The sequence below is a fragment of the Streptomyces sp. TLI_146 genome (assembly GCF_002846415.1).
In the GTDB taxonomy this organism is placed as follows: Bacteria; Actinomycetota; Actinomycetes; order Streptomycetales; family Streptomycetaceae; genus Streptomyces.
The window spans coordinates 5937082-5957167 of record NZ_PJMX01000001.1 but is presented as its reverse complement, the minus strand read 5'-3'; the positions used below and the strand labels follow the sequence as shown (position 1 = coordinate 5957167).

General features: G+C 71.0%; 24 protein-coding genes. 11 read left to right on the top strand and 13 right to left on the bottom strand.

Annotation, left to right across the window (positions count from 1 at the left end; all coding sequences use genetic code 11):
- Window positions 1-88 precede the first annotated feature (88 nt).
- Both BX283_RS26810 and BX283_RS26805 read right to left on the bottom strand, forming a co-directional pair.
- A complete protein-coding gene (locus tag BX283_RS26810) occupies window positions 89-2056 on the bottom strand; it encodes a trypsin-like peptidase domain-containing protein (RefSeq protein ID WP_101390068.1) in 1968 nt (655 codons plus the stop codon).
- The gene (locus BX283_RS26805; protein ID WP_101390067.1) at window positions 2049-2435 is read right to left on the bottom strand and encodes a CU044_2847 family protein; all 387 of its coding nucleotides are present in this window, start codon (window positions 2433-2435) and stop codon (window positions 2049-2051) included. The genes BX283_RS26810 and BX283_RS26805 overlap by 8 nt, the downstream gene beginning before the upstream one ends.
- A gap of 134 nt (window positions 2436-2569) precedes the next feature.
- On the opposite strand from BX283_RS26805, the gene BX283_RS26800 reads away from it, so the two are divergent.
- Complete coding sequence (locus BX283_RS26800) at window positions 2570-2752, top strand: DUF6104 family protein (protein WP_101390066.1); 183 nt, start codon at window positions 2570-2572, stop codon at window positions 2750-2752.
- 109 nt (window positions 2753-2861) lie between these two features.
- Here the strand turns inward: BX283_RS26800 and BX283_RS26795 are convergent, their stop codons facing one another.
- Window positions 2862-3686: a hypothetical protein gene (locus tag BX283_RS26795; RefSeq protein WP_101390065.1), complete on the bottom strand. Its 825-nt coding sequence runs from the start codon at window positions 3684-3686 to the stop codon at window positions 2862-2864.
- A gap of 145 nt (window positions 3687-3831) precedes the next feature.
- On the opposite strand from BX283_RS26795, the gene BX283_RS26790 reads away from it, so the two are divergent.
- From BX283_RS26790 to BX283_RS26780, 3 genes are all read left to right on the top strand, one after another.
- Entirely contained in the window at window positions 3832-4695 is an 864-nt protein-coding gene (locus BX283_RS26790; RefSeq protein ID WP_101390064.1) for a DUF4097 family beta strand repeat-containing protein, read from the top strand.
- 1 nt (window position 4696) lies between these two features.
- Window positions 4697-5584: a PadR family transcriptional regulator gene (locus BX283_RS26785; RefSeq protein ID WP_101390063.1), complete on the top strand. Its 888-nt coding sequence runs from the start codon at window positions 4697-4699 to the stop codon at window positions 5582-5584.
- A gap of 268 nt (window positions 5585-5852) precedes the next feature.
- Entirely contained in the window at window positions 5853-6710 is an 858-nt protein-coding gene (locus BX283_RS26780; RefSeq protein ID WP_101390062.1) for an MBL fold metallo-hydrolase, read from the top strand.
- A gap of 10 nt (window positions 6711-6720) precedes the next feature.
- Here BX283_RS26780 and BX283_RS26775 read toward each other — a convergent pair whose 3' ends face one another.
- From BX283_RS26775 to BX283_RS26765, 3 genes are all read right to left on the bottom strand, one after another.
- On the bottom strand, window positions 6721-8082 hold the full coding sequence (locus BX283_RS26775; RefSeq protein WP_257583884.1) for a cellulase family glycosylhydrolase: 1362 nt from the start codon (window positions 8080-8082) through the stop codon (window positions 6721-6723).
- Between the two features lie 65 nt (window positions 8083-8147).
- Complete coding sequence (locus BX283_RS26770; RefSeq protein ID WP_101390060.1) at window positions 8148-9113, bottom strand: zinc-binding dehydrogenase; 966 nt, start codon at window positions 9111-9113, stop codon at window positions 8148-8150.
- A 258-nt stretch (window positions 9114-9371) separates the two neighbouring features.
- A complete protein-coding gene (locus BX283_RS26765) occupies window positions 9372-10586 on the bottom strand; it encodes an NADP-dependent malic enzyme (RefSeq protein ID WP_101390059.1) in 1215 nt (404 codons plus the stop codon).
- A gap of 545 nt (window positions 10587-11131) precedes the next feature.
- On the opposite strand from BX283_RS26765, the gene BX283_RS26760 reads away from it, so the two are divergent.
- Genes BX283_RS26760 through BX283_RS26750 form a run of 3 tightly spaced genes read left to right on the top strand, consistent with a single transcriptional unit; the run spans window position 11132 to window position 13851 of the window.
- On the top strand, window positions 11132-12091 hold the full coding sequence (locus BX283_RS26760) for an ABC transporter substrate-binding protein (RefSeq protein ID WP_101390058.1): 960 nt from the start codon (window positions 11132-11134) through the stop codon (window positions 12089-12091).
- Window positions 12092-12124: 33 nt separating this feature from the next.
- On the top strand, window positions 12125-13054 hold the full coding sequence (locus tag BX283_RS26755) for an amino acid ABC transporter permease (protein ID WP_101390057.1): 930 nt from the start codon (window positions 12125-12127) through the stop codon (window positions 13052-13054).
- On the top strand, window positions 13051-13851 hold the full coding sequence (locus BX283_RS26750) for an amino acid ABC transporter ATP-binding protein (protein ID WP_101390056.1): 801 nt from the start codon (window positions 13051-13053) through the stop codon (window positions 13849-13851). The genes BX283_RS26755 and BX283_RS26750 overlap by 4 nt, the downstream gene beginning before the upstream one ends.
- A 61-nt stretch (window positions 13852-13912) precedes the next feature.
- On the opposite strand, the gene BX283_RS26745 is transcribed toward BX283_RS26750, so the two are convergent.
- Window positions 13913-14356, bottom strand: a complete 444-nt coding sequence (locus BX283_RS26745; protein ID WP_143676456.1) for a hypothetical protein — start codon at window positions 14354-14356, stop codon at window positions 13913-13915.
- A gap of 371 nt (window positions 14357-14727) precedes the next feature.
- On the opposite strand from BX283_RS26745, the gene BX283_RS26740 reads away from it, so the two are divergent.
- Entirely contained in the window at window positions 14728-15357 is a 630-nt protein-coding gene (locus BX283_RS26740; protein ID WP_101390054.1) for an ABATE domain-containing protein, read from the top strand.
- Here BX283_RS26740 and sodX read toward each other — a convergent pair.
- Window positions 15261-15686 (bottom strand): nickel-type superoxide dismutase maturation protease, encoded by a 426-nt coding sequence (gene sodX, locus BX283_RS26735; RefSeq protein WP_101390053.1) that lies wholly within the window; start codon window positions 15684-15686, stop codon window positions 15261-15263. The genes BX283_RS26740 and sodX overlap by 97 nt on opposite strands.
- Window positions 15687-15852: 166 nt before the next feature.
- Here sodX and sodN point away from each other — a divergent pair, with 166 nt between their 5' ends.
- Complete coding sequence (gene sodN, locus BX283_RS26730) at window positions 15853-16248, top strand: superoxide dismutase, Ni (protein WP_067163856.1); 396 nt, start codon at window positions 15853-15855, stop codon at window positions 16246-16248.
- Between the two features lie 150 nt (window positions 16249-16398).
- On the top strand, window positions 16399-16806 hold the full coding sequence (locus BX283_RS26725) for a VOC family protein (RefSeq protein WP_101390052.1): 408 nt from the start codon (window positions 16399-16401) through the stop codon (window positions 16804-16806).
- Window positions 16807-16810: 4 nt separating this feature from the next.
- On the opposite strand, the gene BX283_RS26720 is transcribed toward BX283_RS26725, so the two are convergent.
- The 5 genes from BX283_RS26720 to BX283_RS26705 all read right to left on the bottom strand — a co-directional run bounded on the left by BX283_RS26720 (window position 16811) and on the right by BX283_RS26705 (window position 19355).
- Window positions 16811-17167, bottom strand: coding sequence for a GntR family transcriptional regulator (locus BX283_RS26720; protein WP_101390051.1), 357 nt, complete (start codon window positions 17165-17167; stop codon window positions 16811-16813).
- On the bottom strand, window positions 17167-17460 hold the full coding sequence (locus BX283_RS41720) for a hypothetical protein (RefSeq protein WP_257583883.1): 294 nt from the start codon (window positions 17458-17460) through the stop codon (window positions 17167-17169). Before BX283_RS41720 ends, BX283_RS26720 begins: the two co-directional genes overlap by 1 nt.
- A complete protein-coding gene (locus BX283_RS26715) occupies window positions 17457-18143 on the bottom strand; it encodes a DUF1648 domain-containing protein (RefSeq protein ID WP_257583882.1) in 687 nt (228 codons plus the stop codon). The genes BX283_RS41720 and BX283_RS26715 overlap by 4 nt, the downstream gene beginning before the upstream one ends.
- A gap of 134 nt (window positions 18144-18277) precedes the next feature.
- The gene (locus BX283_RS26710) at window positions 18278-18721 is read right to left on the bottom strand and encodes a DUF6304 family protein (RefSeq protein WP_101390050.1); all 444 of its coding nucleotides are present in this window, start codon (window positions 18719-18721) and stop codon (window positions 18278-18280) included.
- Window positions 18722-18779: 58 nt separating this feature from the next.
- Window positions 18780-19355, bottom strand: coding sequence for a dihydrofolate reductase family protein (locus tag BX283_RS26705; protein ID WP_101390049.1), 576 nt, complete (start codon window positions 19353-19355; stop codon window positions 18780-18782).
- Window positions 19356-19497: 142 nt separating this feature from the next.
- Here BX283_RS26705 and BX283_RS26700 point away from each other — a divergent pair, with 142 nt between their 5' ends.
- The gene (locus tag BX283_RS26700; protein ID WP_101390048.1) at window positions 19498-20070 is read left to right on the top strand and encodes a TetR/AcrR family transcriptional regulator; all 573 of its coding nucleotides are present in this window, start codon (window positions 19498-19500) and stop codon (window positions 20068-20070) included.
- Window positions 20071-20086 lie beyond the last annotated feature (16 nt).

Here is a 20086-nt window from a genome sequence, read left to right as displayed (position 1 = left end):
GGGCGGACGCACGGGCGGTCACAGCGGCGCTTGACCGGGCGCACGGCGGCGCACGGCGTGCCCGCGCGGGGCGGGGCCGAGGACAGGGTCACGGAGCGTCCACCCGCTCGTAGTCCGGCAGCGGCCGTCCCGGGTCGTCGTAGAGCATCGCCACACCCTCCGCCCAGTGCTGGGCATCCTTGGAATCGCTGATCTCCTCCCTGATACGGCGCAGCCGGTCCGGGAGTTCAGTGGGGTCCTTCGCCTGCCCGAGCAGATCGGCCGCCCCCGCGCGCAGGGCCACGCAGCGGTCGTGGCAGCCCTGTTCGGGGTGGCTGTCGGTGTGCCAGAGCGCCACGCCGTGCCCGGCCTCCAGGGCCGCCCGCATGGCGGCGCCGCCCACCCCGCGCCCGGCGGGCCGGCACAGCACCGGCACCGCGCCCGGCTCCAGCTCGGCGAAGTGGCGCAGCCTCGGTGCCTTCCCCGGGAGCGGTGCGGGCACCGCGGCCAGCTCCTCGGCGGCCATCAGCCCGTCCCAGCGCTCGCGCCACTCGGGGTCCGCCTCGCCGCGCCGGTCGAGGTCGCGCAGCACCACCCGGCGCTGCACCCCGAGGTAGGGCGGCCGGTACAGGCGCCCGATCTCGGTGAGCTGCCAGCGGTGCACGGCGGTGTCGAAGTGGTCGGCGGGCAGGGCGACTTCGAGGGGTGCGGGGCAGTCGTCGGTGTCGACGCTCTGGAACGCGGTGATCAGGTGCCGGCGCAGCCGCCGGATCAGCTCGCCGGGGGCCACCCCCTCGCCGCTGCACTCCTCGGCCACGGGTCTGGAGCCCTCCCGGTCGCCGTCGTGCACCCGGATGCGCCAGTAGAACCGGTCGGGCGCGTCGGAGAGCGGCTCCAGCTCTACGGTGACGACGGCGCCGCCGCGCTCGACGGTGGGGTAGGGCAGTACGGTCAGGATCTCCTCGGGCGCGCCGGGCCCGAGCAGCGGCAGCAGCCCCTCGGGCAGCCGGGCCTCGGTGACCACGGTGTGCATCACGGGCGGGACCCCGCGCAGCCGCTCGCTCACCCAGGCGTCCAGCCGCGCCGGGTCGCCGCCGCGCCCGCGCTCGTACTCGACGACGAGCTTGAGGTAGTGCAGGAAGGCGATGGCGTGCATCGGGCGGTGCGCCTCGTAGAGCAGTCCGTGGCCGTCGCGCCAGGTGCGCGGGTCGGGCAGGCTGCCCGGCGGCGCGATCCCGCCGCGTGCCTTGCGCGCCAGCTTGGCGACCGGCGGCACCCCGCCGGGCCCGGGCACGGAGGCGAGCAGGTGCAGGGCGGTGCGCCGGTCGTACGGGCTCCACTGCTCGGGCGTGTGGTGCAGCCCGGCCGCGGGTAAGTTCTGCTGCCGGTCGACCCAGGTGTTGTAGCCGCTGAGTCTGGGCTCGCCGCCGTGCCACCGGTCGTGCTCGGCGAGCACGGTCCGGTAGAGGTCGCCGAAGCGGCGCAGCGCCGGGAGGGCGATGGCCCGGCCGCCGTCGCGCTCGATCCGGCGGGACTTCATCACGGCGACCACGGCGCCGGTCTGCGGATCGAGCACCGGCCCGCCGGAGACCCCTTTGGGGAACTCGACCTCGCTGAACCGGAGCCCGTAACTCCCGTCGTACGTACGGATGTCGATGGAGCTGTGCCAGCGCTCCGGGCGCCCCTCGGGCTTGAACCCGTAGACGACGGCGCCGCTCGCGGCGGGCGGCTCGGCGCAGTCGCTGAGCCAGACGCACTCGTGCTCCACGTCGTCGTCGAGGAGCCGGACGAGCGCCAGGTCCTGTTCGACGGGGATGTCGTCGCGCAGGTCGTCGTCGACCAGCCAGGCCGCGAGCCGTGCGGGCAGCGGGTCGCCGAGCCGGTCGCTGCCGACGTGGAAGACCTTCTCCCGGTCCCGGGCCAGATGCGGCCGCAGGACGTGCGCGCAGGTCAGCACCCAGCCGGGGGCGACGAAGAATCCGCTGCCCCACATCGTGCCGCCACCGTCCGGGAGCAGGTGGACAGTGGCCGAGCGCGCCAGATCGTCGATGAAGGGGTCGGGGGCGTACTCAGGCATCGGGCGAGCCGCCGGGGGCCGGGGCCGTGAGGGGCGGGTTCGGCAGCGGGGGCGCAGCCTGGTCCGCCGACCGCCAGGTCAGCGTGACCTGGAGGGACGCCTTGGCCTCCCCGTCCGCGAGGATCGCGACGGCCGCCCCGGCGTTGGCGGACAGCTCGATGCCGAAGCTGATGCTCGCCTCGTCGGGCCGCACGGCGGCGGCCGCGTCGAGCACGGAACGCCCGACGCCCTCGATGAGCTCACCGAGCCGCTCCACCTTGGCGACCGCCTTCTCGATCACCCCGACGTCGTCGTCGTCCGCCGCGTACCCCCCGGCGGTGGACACCCGGGCGAGCACCACGGCCCCGCCCGGCAACTCGATCTCCCGCACCTGCGCCATGGCCGCCCCCTCAACCAGTCGCATATTCCCCTGACTTGAGATGACGAGGGTAATCTGCCGAACGGTTGCACGGGACCCCTTCACCGCGCCGGATACCCTGGAGGGGAACATCCGGAGCACCCCAGGAGCACGTTGTGTACTTCACCGACCGCGGCATCGAGGAGCTGGCGAAGCGGCGCGGCGAGGAGGAGGTCACCTTCGAGTGGCTTGCCGACCAGCTGCGTACGTTCGTCGACCTGAACCCCGACTTCGAGGTCCCGGTGGAACGCCTGGCCACGTGGCTGGCCCGCCTGGACGACGAGGACGAGGACGAGTAGGTCCGGCCGGACGAGGGGGACGGGTCGGTACGCCTGAGGCGACCGTTCCCCATCCGTCATCCGTTGCGGCAGGCGTTCCGCGGGGCGGAACAGGGGCAACCGAACCCGCTCACTCCCGCCCGCGCACCCGGTCGTACGTCAGCCCCAGCGCCCCATGGGCGAGCAGGACGACCCCGGCGACCGTCCAGCCGCCGCTGCGCCGGGCCAGCCCCCACCCCACCAGCGGCACCCCCGCCGCCACCTGGGCGGCCCCGAGCACCCGCGCCCGGGGCCCCATCAGCCACGGCCCCAGCACTCCGCCCTCCACCACGTCGAGCTCCGCGCGGACGGCGTCCCGCCAGCCCGACCACTCCACCGGTTCCGCCCCCGTCGCCGCCGCGACCGTCAGCAGCCGGTCCGCGGGCTCACCGGGCGACAGTCCGGCCGGCAGCGCGACGCCCGCCCGGGCGAGCACGGCGGTGAGGCCGAGCAGCCGGGCCCGCGCGTCGGCCGCCGGATCGGGCCGGGTGAGCCGGTCGAGCTCCTCCAGGTCGAGCACGGGATCGAGCCCCAGCCGCGCCGCGAACGTACGCATCGCCTCGTCCTCCCCCGCCGCCGTCCCGTCGGCCAGCCACACATAGCCGACCGTGCGGCGGAACCCGGACGCCAGCGTGTACCCGGCCCGCCCCTCGTCCCACCAGAGCGCCACGACGGGCCAGCTCGCGCCGACGGCCAGTGCGGCCGCCCACCCGGCGAGCACCTGGTCGACCGGGTCGACGCCGTTCCGCCACGGCTTGGTCGCCGGGACGAGCACGCTCCAGCCGTCCCCGGCCGGGGCGAGCAGCATCCGCTCGCGCAGCAGGTGCGCGGCGGGCCGGACGGCCGCGGGCTCGGCGCGGCACAGCAGCAGGGCTCCGGGGGCGGATGCGGGGGCGGCGCCCGAGACGCTGGACATGATCCATACGCTAGGGCAATTCACCCGTTTCCACCCACCAGCCTCCATTCCCGGACGCCTCCTTGACTTCCCCCATCCGCGATATATCGTGTCTATCAAGTAGACGCGATATGTTGCGTATGACCCGCCCAGGGAGGGCAGAGCCATGGCCGAGTCGACGTGGACCGTCGAGGAGCCGCGCACACTCACCTTCGACGCTCCGGTGACCGCGCTCAACGTGCGGATCGTCAACGGAACGGTGAACGTCGTGGGGACCGAGGAAGGTTCCGCGCGCCTGGAGGTGTCCGCGCTCGACGGACCGCCGCTGATCGTCACCCAGCGGGGCGGGACGCTCACTGTCGCCTACGAGGACCTGCCCTGGAAGGGCTTCCTCAAGTGGTTCGACCGCAAGGGCTGGCGGCGCAGCGCGGTCGTCTCGCTCACCGTGCCCTCCGCGTGCGGCGTCGAGGTCGGCGTGGTCGGCGCGACCGCCGTGGTCTCCGGGATCCGGGGGCGTACGGACGTACGCGGCGTCACCGGCGACACCACGCTCGTCGGCCTGTCCGGCTCGGTCCGCGCGGAGACCGTCTCCGGGAACGTGGAGGCCCAGGCCGTCACCGGCGACCTCCGCTTCCAGTCGGTCTCCGGCGACCTCACGGTGATCGAGGGCGCGGCCACGTCCGTACGGGCGGAGTCGGTCAGCGGCGACATGGTGCTCGACCTCGACCCGTCCGGGAAGCCCGCCGACGTCCAGCTGACCACGGTCTCCGGCGAGATCGCGATCCGCCTGGAGCACCCGGCGGCGGACGCCAGGGTGGAGGCGAACACCACCAGCGGCGCGGTCTCCAACGCCTTCGACGACCTGCGGGTCAGCGGGCAGTGGGGAGCGAAGCGGATCACCGGGACGCTGGGGGCGGGCCGGGGCACGCTGCGGGCGACCACGGTCTCGGGTTCGCTCGCGCTGCTGCGCCGCCCCGAGCCGCACGACCCGGCGGAGCCGGCCGCCCCCTCGACCGAGAAGGTGCTCTGACATGCCCCCCGTCTTCGCCCACGGCCGTCTGCGGCTCTACCTCCTCAAGCTGCTCGACGAGGCCCCGCGCCACGGGTACGAGGTGATCCGCCTCCTGGAGGAGCGCTTCCAGGGGCTGTACGCGCCGAGCGCCGGCACGGTCTACCCGCGGCTCGCCAAGCTGGAGGCGGAGGGTCTGGTCACCCACACCACCGAGGGCGGCCGCAAGGTGTACTCGATCACCGACGCGGGCCGCGCCGAACTCGCGGGCCGCAGCGGCGAGCTGGCCGACCTGGAGCTGGAGATCCGCGAGTCGGTCTCGGAGCTCGCGGCGGAGATCCGCGCGGATGTCCGGGGCGCGGCGGGCGACCTGCGCGACGACATGCGCCGCCAGGCGCGCGAGGCACGGGCCGGCAACTCCGGTGAGGGCGAGACCTGGCAGCAGGCCAAGGAGGAGTTCAAGCGCGCCAAGCAGGAGTGGAAGGAGCAGGCGCGCCGGGCGAAGGACGAGTCGCGCCGGGCCCGCGAGGACGCCCAGCAGGCGCGCCGCCAGGCGAAGGAGGCCCAGGACAGCGCGCGCGAGCAGATGCAGCGGGTGGCGGAGCAGGTGCAGGACCACTTCGCGCGGGGCGACTGGCCCACGGGCGTACGGGAGGGTCTGGCCGAGATCACGAAGGAGCTCGGCCGCTTCACCCGCCCCGCGGCGAAGGAGCCCGCGCCGCCCGCCTGGGCCGACGACCCGGCCACCGGCAACCCGGCCCGCGACCTGGACCGCCTCCTGGACCGCTTCCGCGACGACATCCGCGACGCGGCCCGCGACCACGGCGTGACGGAGTCCCAACTCACGGAAACGCGCCGCCACTTGTCGACGGCGGCGGCGCATATCGGGTCGATCCTGCGGGGTGCCTGACGGGGCCCGGTGTTCGTCTGCGGGCCGGCGGCCGGTTGCTCGCGCAGTTCCCCGCGCCCCTACAGGAGCGCCCCGAAGGGGCGCATCTAAGGGGCGCGGGGAACTGCGCGACCAGCCCTCCACGGTCCGCAGACGAACACAGCGGGGTGCAGGGGCCGCAGGCCCCGCAACAAGGGGTCCGGGGGCAAAGCCCCCGGGAAGCGAGCCTCCACCCACCACCCACCCCCGGAGGGTTAAGGGAACGGGCGGGGAGGGGCAAACTGAACCCGTGATCGACTTCCTCGGCGCCCCCGACACCCCCACCCTGCCCACCCATTGGCACGCGGGCCACCCCTCCCCCAAACACGACCCCGCCCCCGAGATCCAGATCCACCACGCCACCCCCCACACCGTCCTCCTCCGCCAGAACAAGTCCGTCCACTTCGAGGCCCCCTTCCTCTTCCTCCTCTTCGGGAATGAGCGCGCCCTCCTCCTGGACACCGGCGCCAGCCCCGACCCCGCCCACTTCCCGCTCCGCGCGACCGTCGACGCCCTGGTCGACGACTGGCTGGCCCGCAACCCTCGCCCGCAATACGGACTGCTCGTCGCCCACACCCACGGCCACGGCGACCACATCGCCGCCGACGGACAGTTCGCGGACCGCCCGGACACCACCGTCGTCCCGCCCGGACTCGACGACGTGGTCCGGCACTTCGGGTTCGAGGACTGGCCGCACAAGAGCGTCGAGCTCGACCTCGGCGGGCGCGTCCTCGACCTGATCCCCGGCCCCGGCCACCACCCCGCCGCCGTCGTCTTCTACGACCGGCACACCGCGACCCTGCTGACCGGCGACTCGCTCTACCCGGGACGGCTGTACGTCGACGACGCCACCGCGTACGCCGAAACCGCCGACCGGCTGATCGGCTTCTGCGCCACCCGCCCCGTCGCCCACGTCCTCGGCTGCCACATCGAGATGACCACCACCCCGGACGAGGACTACCCCCGGGGCACCACCTACCAGCCGGACGAGCCGCCGCTCCAGCTCACCGCCGCGCATCTGCACACCCTGCGCCGCGCGCTCGCCGAGACCGACGGCCACCCGGGCTCGCATCCGTACGGGGACTTCATCCTCGTACACCGCGATTGATGGAAGGGTGTCAGGCGCGGGGCGCCACCGTCACGGTCACCGTCGCCCCCGCCACCGCCCGCACCGAGAGCCCCCGGACCGACCCCGGCCCCTCGACCCGGACCCGCCACCTCCGAGCCGCCGACGGCACCGACAGCTCCGTGGTGCCGCGCCCCGCCACGTACACGATCCGATACGTCCGCGTCGACGGGTCGTACGCCTGCGACCGCACCCGCCCCGCCACCGCCCGCGCGTACGGCGTGGCGGTCAGCGCCTTGTTGCCGCGCAGCGCTCCCTGCGCGTCGGCGGCGCAGTAGCCGCCTCCGTAGCACCAGACATAGCCCGCCCAGCCGGAGGTGTAGCGCGCCAGCGAGGCGAGCGCGTCGGTGTAGAAGCGGGCCATGTGCGGGAGTTCGCTGTTGAGCGGTCCCCACTCGCCCACCACCACCGGCATCCCGTACTTCTTCGGATAGGCCGTCACCGCGGACTCGTACGACGCGATCCAGCCCGCCGACGGGTCGTAGTCCGCGCCCGCCTCCATCGCGGTGTTGTAGAAGTGCGGCGCGTACACCGCCTTGGGGTCCTTGATCTTCCCCAGGCCCGTCGGCACGCCCTCCCCCACCGCCGGGGTGGGCTCCACGAAGACCCAGTGCCGCCGGTCCGCCGAACGCACCGCCCGGGCCAGGCGGTTGTACATCGGCGTGAGCTGCTCGGCCTCGATCCGGCGCGCCGCCGTCGCCGGGTCCTCCCCCTCGCGGAACTCGCCCATCGGCTCGTTGATCAGGTCGTAGCCGAGGACCGCCGGGTGGTGCGCGAACCGCCGCGCCAGCACCTGCCACATCGCGGCCTGCGCCTTCCGCAGGTCCTCGTCCCCGTACAGATGCGTGAACGCCCGCTGCACGGCGGGCTCGTAGTACTCGGAGAACCAGTCGTCCGGGTGCGGGGTGAACGGCAGCCCGTCCGTCCGCGTCGCCCACCCGGGTATGCCCCGATGGCCGAACGCCGGGCCGAAGACGTCCTGGTGGGCGTCGATCACCACCTGGACGTCGTACCGGTGCGCCCAGTCCAGGACCCGTCGGATCTTCTGGAGGTACGCCTCGCTGTACTGCCCCCGCACCGGCTCCAGGTCGTCCCAGAAGACCAGCAGCCGGGCGAAGCCGAAGCCGTGCGCCCGCAGGTCGCGGAAGGTCCGCTCGGTGATCGCGGAGAGCGCCTGGTCGCCCCGGTGCGCCTTGTCCTCCACGTTCCAGCCCCGGAGCGTGAGCTCGCGCCCCCGCTCGTCGGTGAGCCGGGGGATGGCGCCCGCCTCCCGGGCATGGGCGGCGGGCACCCCCGCCCCGACCGCGAGCACCGCGCAACAACCCACTGCGGCAAGGAACTTGTTCGTACGCAAGGGACACCTCCGGCACGTCGTCGGATGACCGTGCCGGAGATCAGATCAGGGTTTCTGACGAACCATCAAGAGGTCGTCAGCACGATCTTCCCGAAGACGTCCCCGGACTCGATCTTCTCGAAGCCCTCGCGCGCCCGGTCGAGCGGCAGGATCTCGTCGATGACCGGCCGTACCCCCGTCGCCGCGCAGAACGCGAGCAGGTCCTCCAGCTCCTCCTTGGTGCCCATGGTCGAGCCGACCACCTTCAGCTCCAGGAAGAAGATCCGGGTGAGCTCGGCGTGCGCGGGCCGGTCGCCGCTGGTGGCGCCGGAGATGACCAGCGTGCCGCCCGGCTTGAGCGACTTGACCGAGTGCGACCAGGTGGCCGCGCCGACGGTCTCGATCACCGCGTCGACCCGCTGCGGCAGCCGCGCGCCCGGCTCGTACGCCTCCAGGGCGCCCAGCTCGACCGCCCGCTTCCGCTTGGCCTCGTCGCGGCTGGTAGCGAAGACCCGCAGCCCGGCGGCCTTGCCCAGCACGATCGCGGCGGTCGCGACCCCGCCGCCCGCGCCCTGCACGAGCACGGAGTCGCCGGGCCGTACGCCCGCGTTGGTGAAGAGCATCCGGTACGCCGTGAGCCAGGCGGTCGGCAGACAGGCGGCCTCCGCGAAGCTGAGCTCCTTGGGCTTGGGCAGCACGTTCCAGGTCGGCACGGCGACCTGCTCGGCGAAGGTGCCCTGGTACTTCTCGGTGAGGATGGAGCGGCCCTCGCCCGGGCCCACCCCGTGGCCCGTCTGGCCGATCACGGAGTGCAGGACGACCTCGTTGCCGTCCTGGTCGATCCCGGCCGCGTCGCAGCCCAGGATCATCGGCAGCTTGTCCTCGCCCAGGCCGACCCCGCGCAGCGACCACAGGTCGTGGTGGTTGAGCGAGGCCGCCCGGACGTCGATGAGGGACCAGCCCGGACGTACCTCGGGGGCGGGCCGCTCCCCCAACTCCAGACCGGAGAGCGGCTGGTCACGGTCGATGCGTGCGGCATAGGCGGCGAACATGGCCTTGACGATAGGGGCGCCCGCACCCCGGCCGGAACCACTACCGCGTGTGACGCGCCGCACCCGCGCCCCGCAAGGGGACGCGGGTGCGGTTCACGGTCCGCCGTACCCCATAGGGGCGCGGGGAACTGCGCGACCAGCCACGCACGGTCCGCAGGCGCAGTCGCAGCCGCCGAACCGGGGCGTGGGCGAAGCCGCAACCCAGCGGAACCGGGGTGCCGCTGCGCCCGCCCAGGACTGCCCGCGGCCGCGGACCCGTCAGCGCCGGGCCACGCCCTCCGCCCGCGCCGCGGCGGCGACCGCCGCCGTGACGGCCGGGGCCACCCGCTCGTCGAACGGCGACGGGATCACGTAGTCCGCGGCCAGCTGGTCGCCGACGACGTCGGCCAGCGCGTTGGCCGCCGCGATCTTCATGCCCTCGGTGATCCGGGAGGCCCGGACCTGGAGGGCGCCCGCGAAGATGCCCGGGAACGCCAGCACGTTGTTGATCTGGTTCGGGTAGTCCGAACGGCCCGTGGCGACCACCGACGCGTACTTGTGCGCGATGTCCGGGTGGACCTCCGGGTTCGGGTTGGCCATGGCGAACACGAACGCGCCGGGCGCCATCGAGGCCACCGCGGGCTCGGGGACCGTCCCGCCGGAGACGCCGATGAAGACGTCCGCGCCGGCCAGGGCGGTCTCCAGGGAGCCGGACAGGCCCGCCTTGTTGGTGATCTCCGCGAGCTCGCGCTTGACGTCGGTCAGGTCCTGGCGGTCCCGGCTGACGATGCCCTTGCGGTCGGCGACCGCCACATCGCCCAGGCCCGCCTCCAGGAGGAACTTGGCGATGGCCACACCGGCCGCGCCGGCGCCGGAGATCACACCGCGCAGCTCGCCGAGCGTGCGCCCGGTGAGCTTCGCCGCGTTGCGCAGCGCCGCGAGGGTGACCACGGCGGTGCCGTGCTGGTCGTCGTGGAAGACCGGAATGTCCAGGGCCTCCTGCAGGCGCCGCTCGATCTCGAAGCAGCGCGGCGCGGAGATGTCCTCCAGGTTCACTCCGCCGAAGGACGGCGCCAGGCGCACCACGGTCTCGATGATCTCGTCCGTGTCGGTGGTCGCGAGCGCGATGGGCACCGCGTCGACCCCGCCGAACTGCTTGAAGAGGATGGCCTTGCCCTCCATCACGGGGAGGGACGCCTCGGGGCCGATGTCACCCAGTCCGAGCACGGCCGTACCGTCCGTGACCACGGCGACGACCTGGGACTTCCAGGTGTAGTCGTGGACCAGGTCGGGGTTCTCCGCGATCGCGGTGCACACCTTCGCCACACCCGGCGTGTAGGCCAGGGACAGGTCGTCCCGGTCCCGGATGGGCACGGTGGCCTGCACGGCCATCTTGCCGCCCCGGTGCAGGGCGAAGGCCGGATCGAAGGGCTCCTCCGCGGAGCCCTGGTCGGTACTGCTGTCGCTGCGAGGATTGACGATCTCCGCTGCCATTTTGATTTGACCCCTTAAGTCTTCATCAGTTGAGGGTGGCCACTCCTTGTTGAGGAGGGGTGGGTGGGCACCACGCACGTTCCCCGCGAGGAGCGGTTGGCCCGCCCCGCGAGGAGGAGGTACGTACGCGCGGGCACGCCGCACAACGCGCCCTGAGCCCCGGATGAGGGGTGTAAGGATCCTTCTTACCGGACGGAGGGGGGCGCCGAGTAGTCCATTTCGACTGCGGAACGCCGTGGTGACACGACTCATAGCGGCATGTCGGGACAAGTGAGCTATGCGGCATGAAACGTGTCCACAACGCGAGATGAACCGCAGATTTTCCGGCCGGTAAAGGTGAAACCCGCACATGGTCCGGCCTTGATGTACCGGCCCGTTGGGGTTGGGGGGTGACCCGTTATCCGATTTTGACATGCGCGCCCCCCTGAATCCGCAGGTCCGAATGGCAAGATGCCGACACAACACGGTCGTGTCGCCCAAGGATGAGCACCACGGCCCACTGTTCACTCACTGGCCACTCCATCACCCGCCGGAGGAACCCGACCATGACCGCAAGCACCACCCGTCGTACGACCGCCGCCTCGTCCCGGATTGCCGCGGTCGGCGCGATCGCGGTCGCCGGTGCCCTGCTGCTCACGAGCTGCGGAGACCAGACAGACAAGGGCAGCAGCACCTCGGAGGACACCTCGTCGTCGGCACCGCTGGCCGCCAAGCTCCCGGAGGACATTCGCAAGGCGGGTGTGATCAAGGTCGGCTCGGACATCGCCTACCCGCCGGTCGAGTTCATGAAGGACGGCAAGGCCGCGGGCATCGACCCCGACATCGCGGCTGCCCTCGGCAAGCAGCTCGGCGTGCGGTTCGACTTCCAGAACGGCAAGTTCGACCAGCTCATCGTGGGCCTGCAGTCCAAGCGCTTCAACGTGGTCATGTCGGCGATGAGCGACACCAAGGACCGTCAGCAAGGCATCGACACCGACACCAAGAAGAAGGTCGGCAACGGCCTCGACTTCGTCGACTACTTCACCGCCGGCACCTCGATCCTGGTCCAGAAGGGCAACCCCAAGGCCATCAAGACCCTGGACGACCTCTGCGGCAAGGTCGTGGCGTTGCAGAAGGGCACCACGTCCGAGGGCATCGCCAAGACCCAGAGTGCCAAGTGTGAGAAGGACGGCAAGCAGGCCATCACGCTCCAGACCTTCGACACCGACCCGGAGGCGCTGCTCCGCCTGAAGCAGGGCGCGTCCGTCGCCGACCTCAACGACTTCCCGGTCGCCGCGTACAACGCGAAGACCTCGGGCGACGGCAAGGACTTCGAGGTCGCGGGCGAGCAGATCGAGGCAGGCCCGTACGGCATCGGCGTCAGCAAGGGCAACACCCAGCTGCAGGAAGCCCTCCAGGCGGCCTTGAACGCGATCATCAAGAGCGGCGAGTACCAGAAGATCCTGGAGAAGTGGAACGTCACGGACGGCGCGGTGACCGAGGCCAAGATCAACAGCGGTTCCTGACCGAGCCGGACGCAACACTGAAGGGCAGTCACCTTGACTGACACTGTCGACAAGACTCCGGCACCCTCCGTGCCGCCGGAGCAGATCAAAGCCATCCCGGTGCGCCACTACGGCCGCTGGGTGGCCGGGGCGGCGGTTCTCGCCGTCCTCGTGCTCGTCGGAATCGCGTTCTCCAATGCGAAGATCAACTATGACGTCATCCCGGACTACCTCACGGACGACCTGATCCTGTCCGGCGTCTGGCACACGCTCTACATCTCCGTGCTCGCCATGGTGCTCGGACTGGCCCTGGGCGTGGTCCTCGCGGTGATGCGGATGTCGTCGAACCCGGTCACCAGCACGGTGGCCTGGTTCTACGTCTGGTTCTTCCGCGGCACCCCGGTCCTGGTGCAGTTGCTCCTCTGGTACAACATCGCCCTGGTGTTCCCCATCCTGAACCTGGGGTTCTACAAGGACGAGATGAACGACGTGATGACGCCGTTCCTCGCCGCGCTGCTCGGTCTCGGCCTGAACGAGGCCGCGTACATGTCAGAGATCGTCCGGGCGGGCATCCAGTCCGTCGACGAGGGCCAGACGGAGGCCTCGCATGCCCTCGGCATGACTCAGGGCAAGACGCTGCGCCGGGTGATCCTGCCGCAGGCCATGCGGGTCATCGTGCCGCCGACCGGCAACGAGTTCATCAACATGCTGAAGACGTCGTCGCTCGCCTACGCCGTCCAGTTCAACGAACTCATCAAGCGCTCCCAGGATGTGTCCAGCACCTCACTGGCCGTGGTCGAGATGTATTTCGTGGCATCCATCTGGTACCTGATCCTGACCAGCATCTTCAGCGTCGGCCAGTACTACCTGGAGCGCCGCTACGCCCGCGGTTCCACACGTAACCTTCCGCCGACCCCGCTGCAGCGCCTGCGGAAGAACCTGCGCCTGTTCGGTTCGTTCCGGCGCCCGGAGGTGGCTCGATGAGCAGTCTCGCCAAGGACATCGCCCCCAGCGCCACCGGCCGCCCCATGGTCCGGGCCGAGGGTGTCCACAAGTCCTTCGGACTCGCGCACATCCTCAAGGGCATCGACCTGGAGGTGAACCCGCGGGAAGTCTTCTGCCTGATCGGCCCCTCGGGCTCGGGCAAGTCGACCTTCCTGCGGTGCATCAACCACCTGGAGAAGATCAGCGCCGGACGACTGTACGTCGACGGCGAACTGGTCGGCTACCGCCAGAAGGGTGACCGGCTCTACGAGCTGAAGGAGGCGGAGGTCGCGGCACAGCGGCGGGACATCGGCATGGTGTTCCAGCGCTTCAACCTCTTCCCGCACATGACGGCGCTGGAAAACGTCATGGAAGCTCCGGTCCAGGTCAAGCGTGAGTCGAAGGCCGTCGCCCGCGAGCGTGCGGAGCGGCTGCTCGACCGGGTGGGCCTGGGCGACCGCAAGGGCCACTACCCCGCGCAGCTCTCCGGCGGCCAGCAGCAGCGCGTCGCCATCGCCCGCGCGCTGGCGATGGAACCCAAGCTGATGCTGTTCGACGAGCCCACATCGGCGCTCGACCCGGAGCTGGTCGGCGAGGTCCTCGACGTCATGCGGGACCTGGCCGAGGACGGCATGACCATGATCGTGGTAACCCACGAGATGGGCTTCGCCCGCGAGGTCGGCGACTCGCTGGTCTTCATGGACGACGGCGTGGTGGTGGAATCAGGACATCCCAGGGACGTCCTGACGAATCCGCAGCACGACCGGACGAAGTCGTTCCTGTCCAAGGTCCTCTGAAACGGAAAGGGGTGTGCCGGGGAAAACCCCGGCGCACCCCTTTTATTCGACCCAGCTCGCTCTACCTGCCGGAAACGGAACCAATAATCGCAGCGGTGGGGTTCTCGTTCGCGCCATGGGCGCCGTTTCTGGACACGACTGCGAGGTTGATGTAAATGTTCCGACCTTCAGGGAAGTCGTAATGGCAGGTGACGGTCTTACCCTTGCCTTCGGCGTTGTGGCACTCGCCCCGGCTCAGGATCTTGTTGCCGTTGGCGTTGTCGAAGACGTACCAGACAGCCACCGAACGACGTCCGTCGGCGTAGTTGTCGAACACCTCGATCCGGTCGTCGGAGGAGTAGAAGCACGCATACCCGGCCTTTTCGAACGGCTGGGTACAGAACTTGGTCACCGCGGCAGAGGCCGGAGTGACGCTCGTGAGAACCGTCCCCATCGCAACAGCCGCAGTGGCCGCCGCAGTCAGCGCTCGTCGGGCGTTCACGGAAATTCTCGCCATCTCGGTCATCTCTCCCCTTGTCATGCCTCGAATACGAGCCGTAACACTTCCAAGGGCCGTCTCGCTCGGTCAACTGAATTCGGCCCGATCTGAGCAAGAGTTGAGGAACGGGCAGCTAATCGGCCTGAACCAGATCGGGATGGCGAAAAACGTGTGCCATTCGGCAGGCGGATTGGGGCGGCACTCCGCGAAGGAAGGAACCCCGCCTCCTCATCCCGGTTTCCCCGACGGGCACCATTCCTCGCGGCTGAATGTGCACCACCCTGCGCCGTACCCAGCCCCGCCGCGCCCCTGCCCACCTCATAACGTAATACCCTATGTGTCGAACCATCCATTACTTGGCCGCGCCACGCTCCAAGGCGCCACCGTAAGGAACACACATGCAACTGGCCTACTACTCGGACTACGCCGTGCGCCTGGTCAACACCGAGGAGCCGGCCCGTAACAAGGACTCCCTGACGACGGTCGAGGTGATCCGCGAGCTGTTCGGCTCCGAGTCGACGACGGCCCGGCGCGCGACCGAGGCGGACGTGCCGCGGCTGCGGGCGGTCCGGGCGCGGCTGCGGGCGGTCTTCGAGTCGGCGGACGCGGGCGAGGAGGTCCAGGCGGTGGACCTGCTCAACTCGCTCCTCCTGGAGTTCCCGGTCAGCCCGCAGGTCTCCGGGCACGACCACCGGGACGAGGACGGCAGCCCGCTGTGGCACATGCACCTGGCCGACCACACCTCGAACGCGACGGCGGGCTACGCGGCGCTCGCCTCGATGGGCCTGGCCTTCCACCTGACGGAGTACGGCGTGGACCGCCTCGGCCTGTGCCAGGCAGCGCCCTGCCGCAACGCCTACCTCGACACCTCCACCAACCGCTCCCGGCGCTACTGCTCGGACCGGTGCGCGACCCGGGCGAACGTGGCCGCCTACCGGGCGCGCAAGCGCCTGGAGACCGACCGGTCGGCGAACACCGGCCGCACCGCCGAGACCAGCCAGGACAGCAGCACGCCGACCGAGCGCTGACGCCCGGGGGTGAGCGGCCGGTAGCGGCCGCGCACCCGCCCGAGCACCAGCTCGCACGGCACGGTCCCGAAGGCCCGGCTGTCGACGACCTCGTCGTCGGGGTTGTCGCCGAGCACCCACCACCCGCCCTCGCGCAGCTCGATCAGCCGCTTGACGATGAGCAGGTCCTGCTGGAGCGGGTGCCGCAGCACGGCGATGTCACCCGCCCGCAGCTCGGTCCCGTAGTGCACCAGCAGCTGGTCCCCGTGGAGCAGGGTCGGCACCATGGAGGTCCCGGTCACCTCCGCGACCCCCAACGGCACCCTCGGCTCCCGCCCCTGATCCGTCATCCGCCACCCACCTCCCGGTACCCGGTCCACTCCCACGGTACGTTCCGCCACGAGTCCCATAGTGACCCTGGACTTTTGTCCTAAGCCCCCGGGGGCACTCGCGAAATCGGTCCTCTCACCGAGTAATGTCCCACCTGAGAAGACGATCACGAGGAAGGACAGCTCAATGCTTTCCCGCCTGTTTGCCCCCAAGGTGAAGGTCAGCGCCCACTGCGACCTGCCCTGCGGCGTGTACGACCCGGCCCAGGCCCGCATCGAGGCCGAGTCGGTCAAGGCCGTCCAGGAGAAGTTCCAGGCCAACGAGGACCCGCACTTCCGTGCGCGTGCCGTGGTCATCAAGGAGCAGCGTGCGGAGCTCGCGAAGCACCACGTCTCGGTGCTCTGGAGCGACTACTTCAAGCCCCCGCACTTCGAGAAGTACCCCCAGCTCCACCAGCTGGTCAACGACACCCTGAAGGCCCTCTCGGCCGCCAAGGCGTCGACGGACCCGAAGACCGGCGAGAAGGCGCTCGAGCTCATCGCCGAGATCGACCGCATCTTCTGGGAGACGAAGAAGGCGTAACGCCTCCTTCGCCGTTCCGGCAGCAGCACACGACAGCACCCGGCATCCGCGCGGAGCCGGGTGCTGTCGGCTTTTCCCGTCGGGTGGAGGGGGGCTCTCCCCCTCTGGCCGCCTCCGCCCCGGTCCCCCGGACGGGGTAAATTCGGGGCCATGGCACCTCTCGAACCCCCTTACACCCGGCTCCTGGTGGAGCGATACGAGCCGACCTTCCACTTCTACGCGGCCGTGCTGCCCAAGCTGAGCGGATGCTCGCTGGCGCGCGGGACCGAGGGGTCGGGGTACGCGAGTTGGGACGACTGTGAGGGGCGTACGACGTTCGCGCTGTTCTCGCGGGCCGCGATGGCCGCGGCCGTCGGCGAGGAGAACGTGCCCGTGGGCGCGTCCGTCGTCATCCGTGTGGACGGGCCCGAGGCGCTGGACGCCGGGGTCGAGCTCTGCGCCTCCGCCGGCGCCACCGTGGTCGCTCCGGCGCAGGACCGGCCGCAGTGGGGGCCGACCATGCGGGCCGCCCATCTGCACGACCCCGACGGCAATCTGGTGGAGCTCCAGACGTACTGACGCGTCACCGCAGGCCCGTGCGGACCAGGTCCACGAGCTCGTCCTCGGTCAGGCCCAACCGCCGGGCCTCCTGCGCCAGTTCGCGCACCCGCACCAGCAGCCCGGCCCGGGCGCGGGACGAGGTCGCCTCGACCACCACCGCGCCCCGGCCCCGCCGCAGCTCGATCAGGCCCTCCTCGCGCAGCCGCTGGTAGCCGCGCAGGACCGTGTGGACGTTGACGCCCAGCGAGTCGGCCAGGACGCGGGCGGCGGGCAGGCGCTCGCCCGGCTCCACCGTGCCCTCGGCGATGGCGCGGCGCACCGACGCGGCGATCTGGTCGCCCAGCGCCACCGCGGACGCCGGGTCCACCCGGAACAGCATCAGCGCACCGCCGCGCGCTCGGCCAGCGTGTTGAGCAGGGCGGCGGCCGTCGCGGAGTCCGCCACCGTCACGGCGAACTCCCGCCCGCCGGTGCGCCGCACCACGATCGCCTCGCCCGAGCGCAGGATCAGCCCCGAGCGCCCGGGGCGCACCCGGTAGCCCCAACCCCCGTACTCCGAGAGCGCCTTTACCTCCCGGCTCACCGCCCGGTCCACGTCCGCAAGCGGTATCCGCACCCGGGGCCAGGGCAGCACCGTCGGGCGGGTGGTCAGCCCGTGCCGGTCCACCGTCACGTACGGACAGGAGCAGCCGAGGATGAGCAGCCCGCACGCCAGCGGCGCGGCGGCCCGCCCCCAGCCGTACACGTATGTGAGCACGCCGCCGACGACGAGCAGCGCCACGCCGACCGCGCACAGCGTCCGCGACGGGGCGCGCCTGGCCCAGCCCGCCACCTCGCCCTCCGCGAGGTCGAGCCGCTCGACCGCGCCGGGGCCGGGGGCGGGACGACCGGGGGCAGGGCGAGCAGGCGCAGCAGCAGCGCCCCGGCGCCCGCGGCCAGCGCCGCCACCGCGAGGCCCGCCGCGAGCTGCCACAGCGGCAGCCGGACCTCGCTGCCGTCGTCGGCGTCGAGGTTGGCGTACAGCGCGGCCGCCATCACATAGCCGGTCAGGCCCGCGGCCGCGTATCCCGCGCCGATCACCCAGCGCACCCCGCGCACCGCGAGGTCCGCGGTGGCCGCGATGACCGCCCAGACGGCGGCGAGACCCGCCGCGAGGCCGATGTTCACCGTCACGTACGCGCCCCGGCTCGCATAGTCGTCGGCGGTGCCGCCGCCGTCGAAGTGGGTGGCCAGGCGCGTCGGCAGCCGGTCGCGCAGGACGGCGAAGAGGAGCAGGTCGACGGCGAGCGCCAGCAGGAACGGCAGCACGGCGACGGCCACCAGGCGGTACCGGACACGGTTCAGCGAAACCTTCATTGTTCGCACAGTAGTAGAACAATGTGGTGGGGCTGTCTTCAACTGCCGCTTCTTGACGGCTTTCTGACGGTCACGTGAAAAAGAAGGAGCGGCCGTCACCTACCTGGTCTCGGTACGTGACGGCCGCTCGCGGGTCAGATGCTTTCGAGGACGGAGGGCTGGAGCTGCGCCCCGTTGGGGAGTTGGCGGCGGATGTCGTCGAGGACCGACCCGAAGTCGACCTCGGCGCGCCCCGACGCGTACACCGCTCCCCCGAGGTGCAGCGCAAGCCCCAGATCGGGCTCGGGCGGCTTGAGGGAGAGCAGACAGCTCAGGGTGGCGTGGTGGACCGCGCCGTCGGCGGAGGCGACCGGTACCGGCATGTCCCATTCCAGGACGAAGTCGCGCAGGGCGCCGCCGTCGAGCGCGAACGAGCCCTCCGTCGGTATGCCGGGCACCGGGCCGAGCGAGTCGAACCCGGCCCCGGCGAAGTCGACTCCCCTGATACGGGTGTGCAGTTGGGTCCCGTCGGCGGTGATCGTCAGCGCTTCGGATCCATGGCGGTCTCGGTACCAGCCCGCCCAGGACTGTGTGGTCATGGGCGGGAGATTAGCGCCGCAGCCTGCCGTTCGTCACAGGGCGTGACCGAAATGGGAGTTAGCGCTTCCTTGCGTAAGTGGTGACGACTGTACCGTTTTCGAAGGAACGGCTGTCCGTCGGCACGAAGGAGCGGGGGGCGAACTCCGCCCGGAACAAGGGGATTCCGGCGCCCATCACGATCGGATAGCTCTTGATCACGAGCTCGTCGATCTCGTCGACGAGCTGCCCGGCGAGGTCGGCGCCGCCGCACAGGTAGATGCCCAGGCCCTCCTCGCGCTTGAGCTCGCGGACGAACGCCACCGGGTCGCCGGAGACGATCTCGACGGTCGGGTCCGGGGACTCGCCGAGGCTGCGCGAGAAGACGATCTGGCGCAGATGGGCGTACGGGCTGGTCATGCCCGCCTTGATGCCGGGCTCGTACGTCCCGCGGCCCATCAGCACCGTGTCGTACCGCCGGTTGGGCGTCCCGTCGACACCCAGGGCCTGGCGGCCGGGGGTCGGCAGGGCCTCGGGGAAGTCGGAGCCCATGAAGGCGAAGAGCTCGTCGCTCAGCGGATAGAAGTCGTACGACCCGTCCGGGGCGGCGATGAAACCGTCGATGGAGAGAGCGATGTAGTACGAAAGCTTGCGCAAACTGGCCTCTTCCGGCTCGATAGGTGGTCGGGCAATCAACCACTGCACATAAAGTACTTTGTGCGTAGTGGTTGCGCAAGGCCCTTGCAGATGGACTTTTCGTGGGACGCGGGCTTTCGAACGAAGAGGAGAGAGAACTCGGATGGTCAGGAACCCGGAACGCAGAACCGCACTCGTGGACGCGGCGATCGAGGTGCTGGCGCGCGAGGGCGCGCGCGGGCTGACCTTTCGCGCCGTCGACACCGAGGCCAAGGTGCCGCCCGGCACCGCGTCCAACTACTTCACTAGCCGGGACGACCTGTTCACCCAGGCGGGGCGGCACATTCACGTACGGATGACACCGGATCCGGCCGAGGTGAGCGAGGCGATGCGGCCCGCGCCGTCACGGGAGCTGGTCGCCTCGCTGATGCACTGGCAGCTGCGGCGGATCGTCAAGGAGCGCACCGGCTACCTCGCGATGCTGGAGCTCCGTCTGGAGGCCACCCGCAGGCCGCAGCTGCGGGAGGCGCTCACCGAGGCCATCCGCGCCGACCTGGAGGCCAACATCCGCTTCCATCTGGACGCGGGGCTGCCGGGCGACGCGGACACCGTGAGGCTGCTGTACTTCGCCATGACCGGCCTGCTGATCGACGCCCTCACCCTGCCGGACGTCCTCGGCCCGGACCAGACGGACCGCCTGGTGGAGATGATCGTGGCCAGGGTGGTGGCCCCTTGAGGGGCGCGGGGACTGC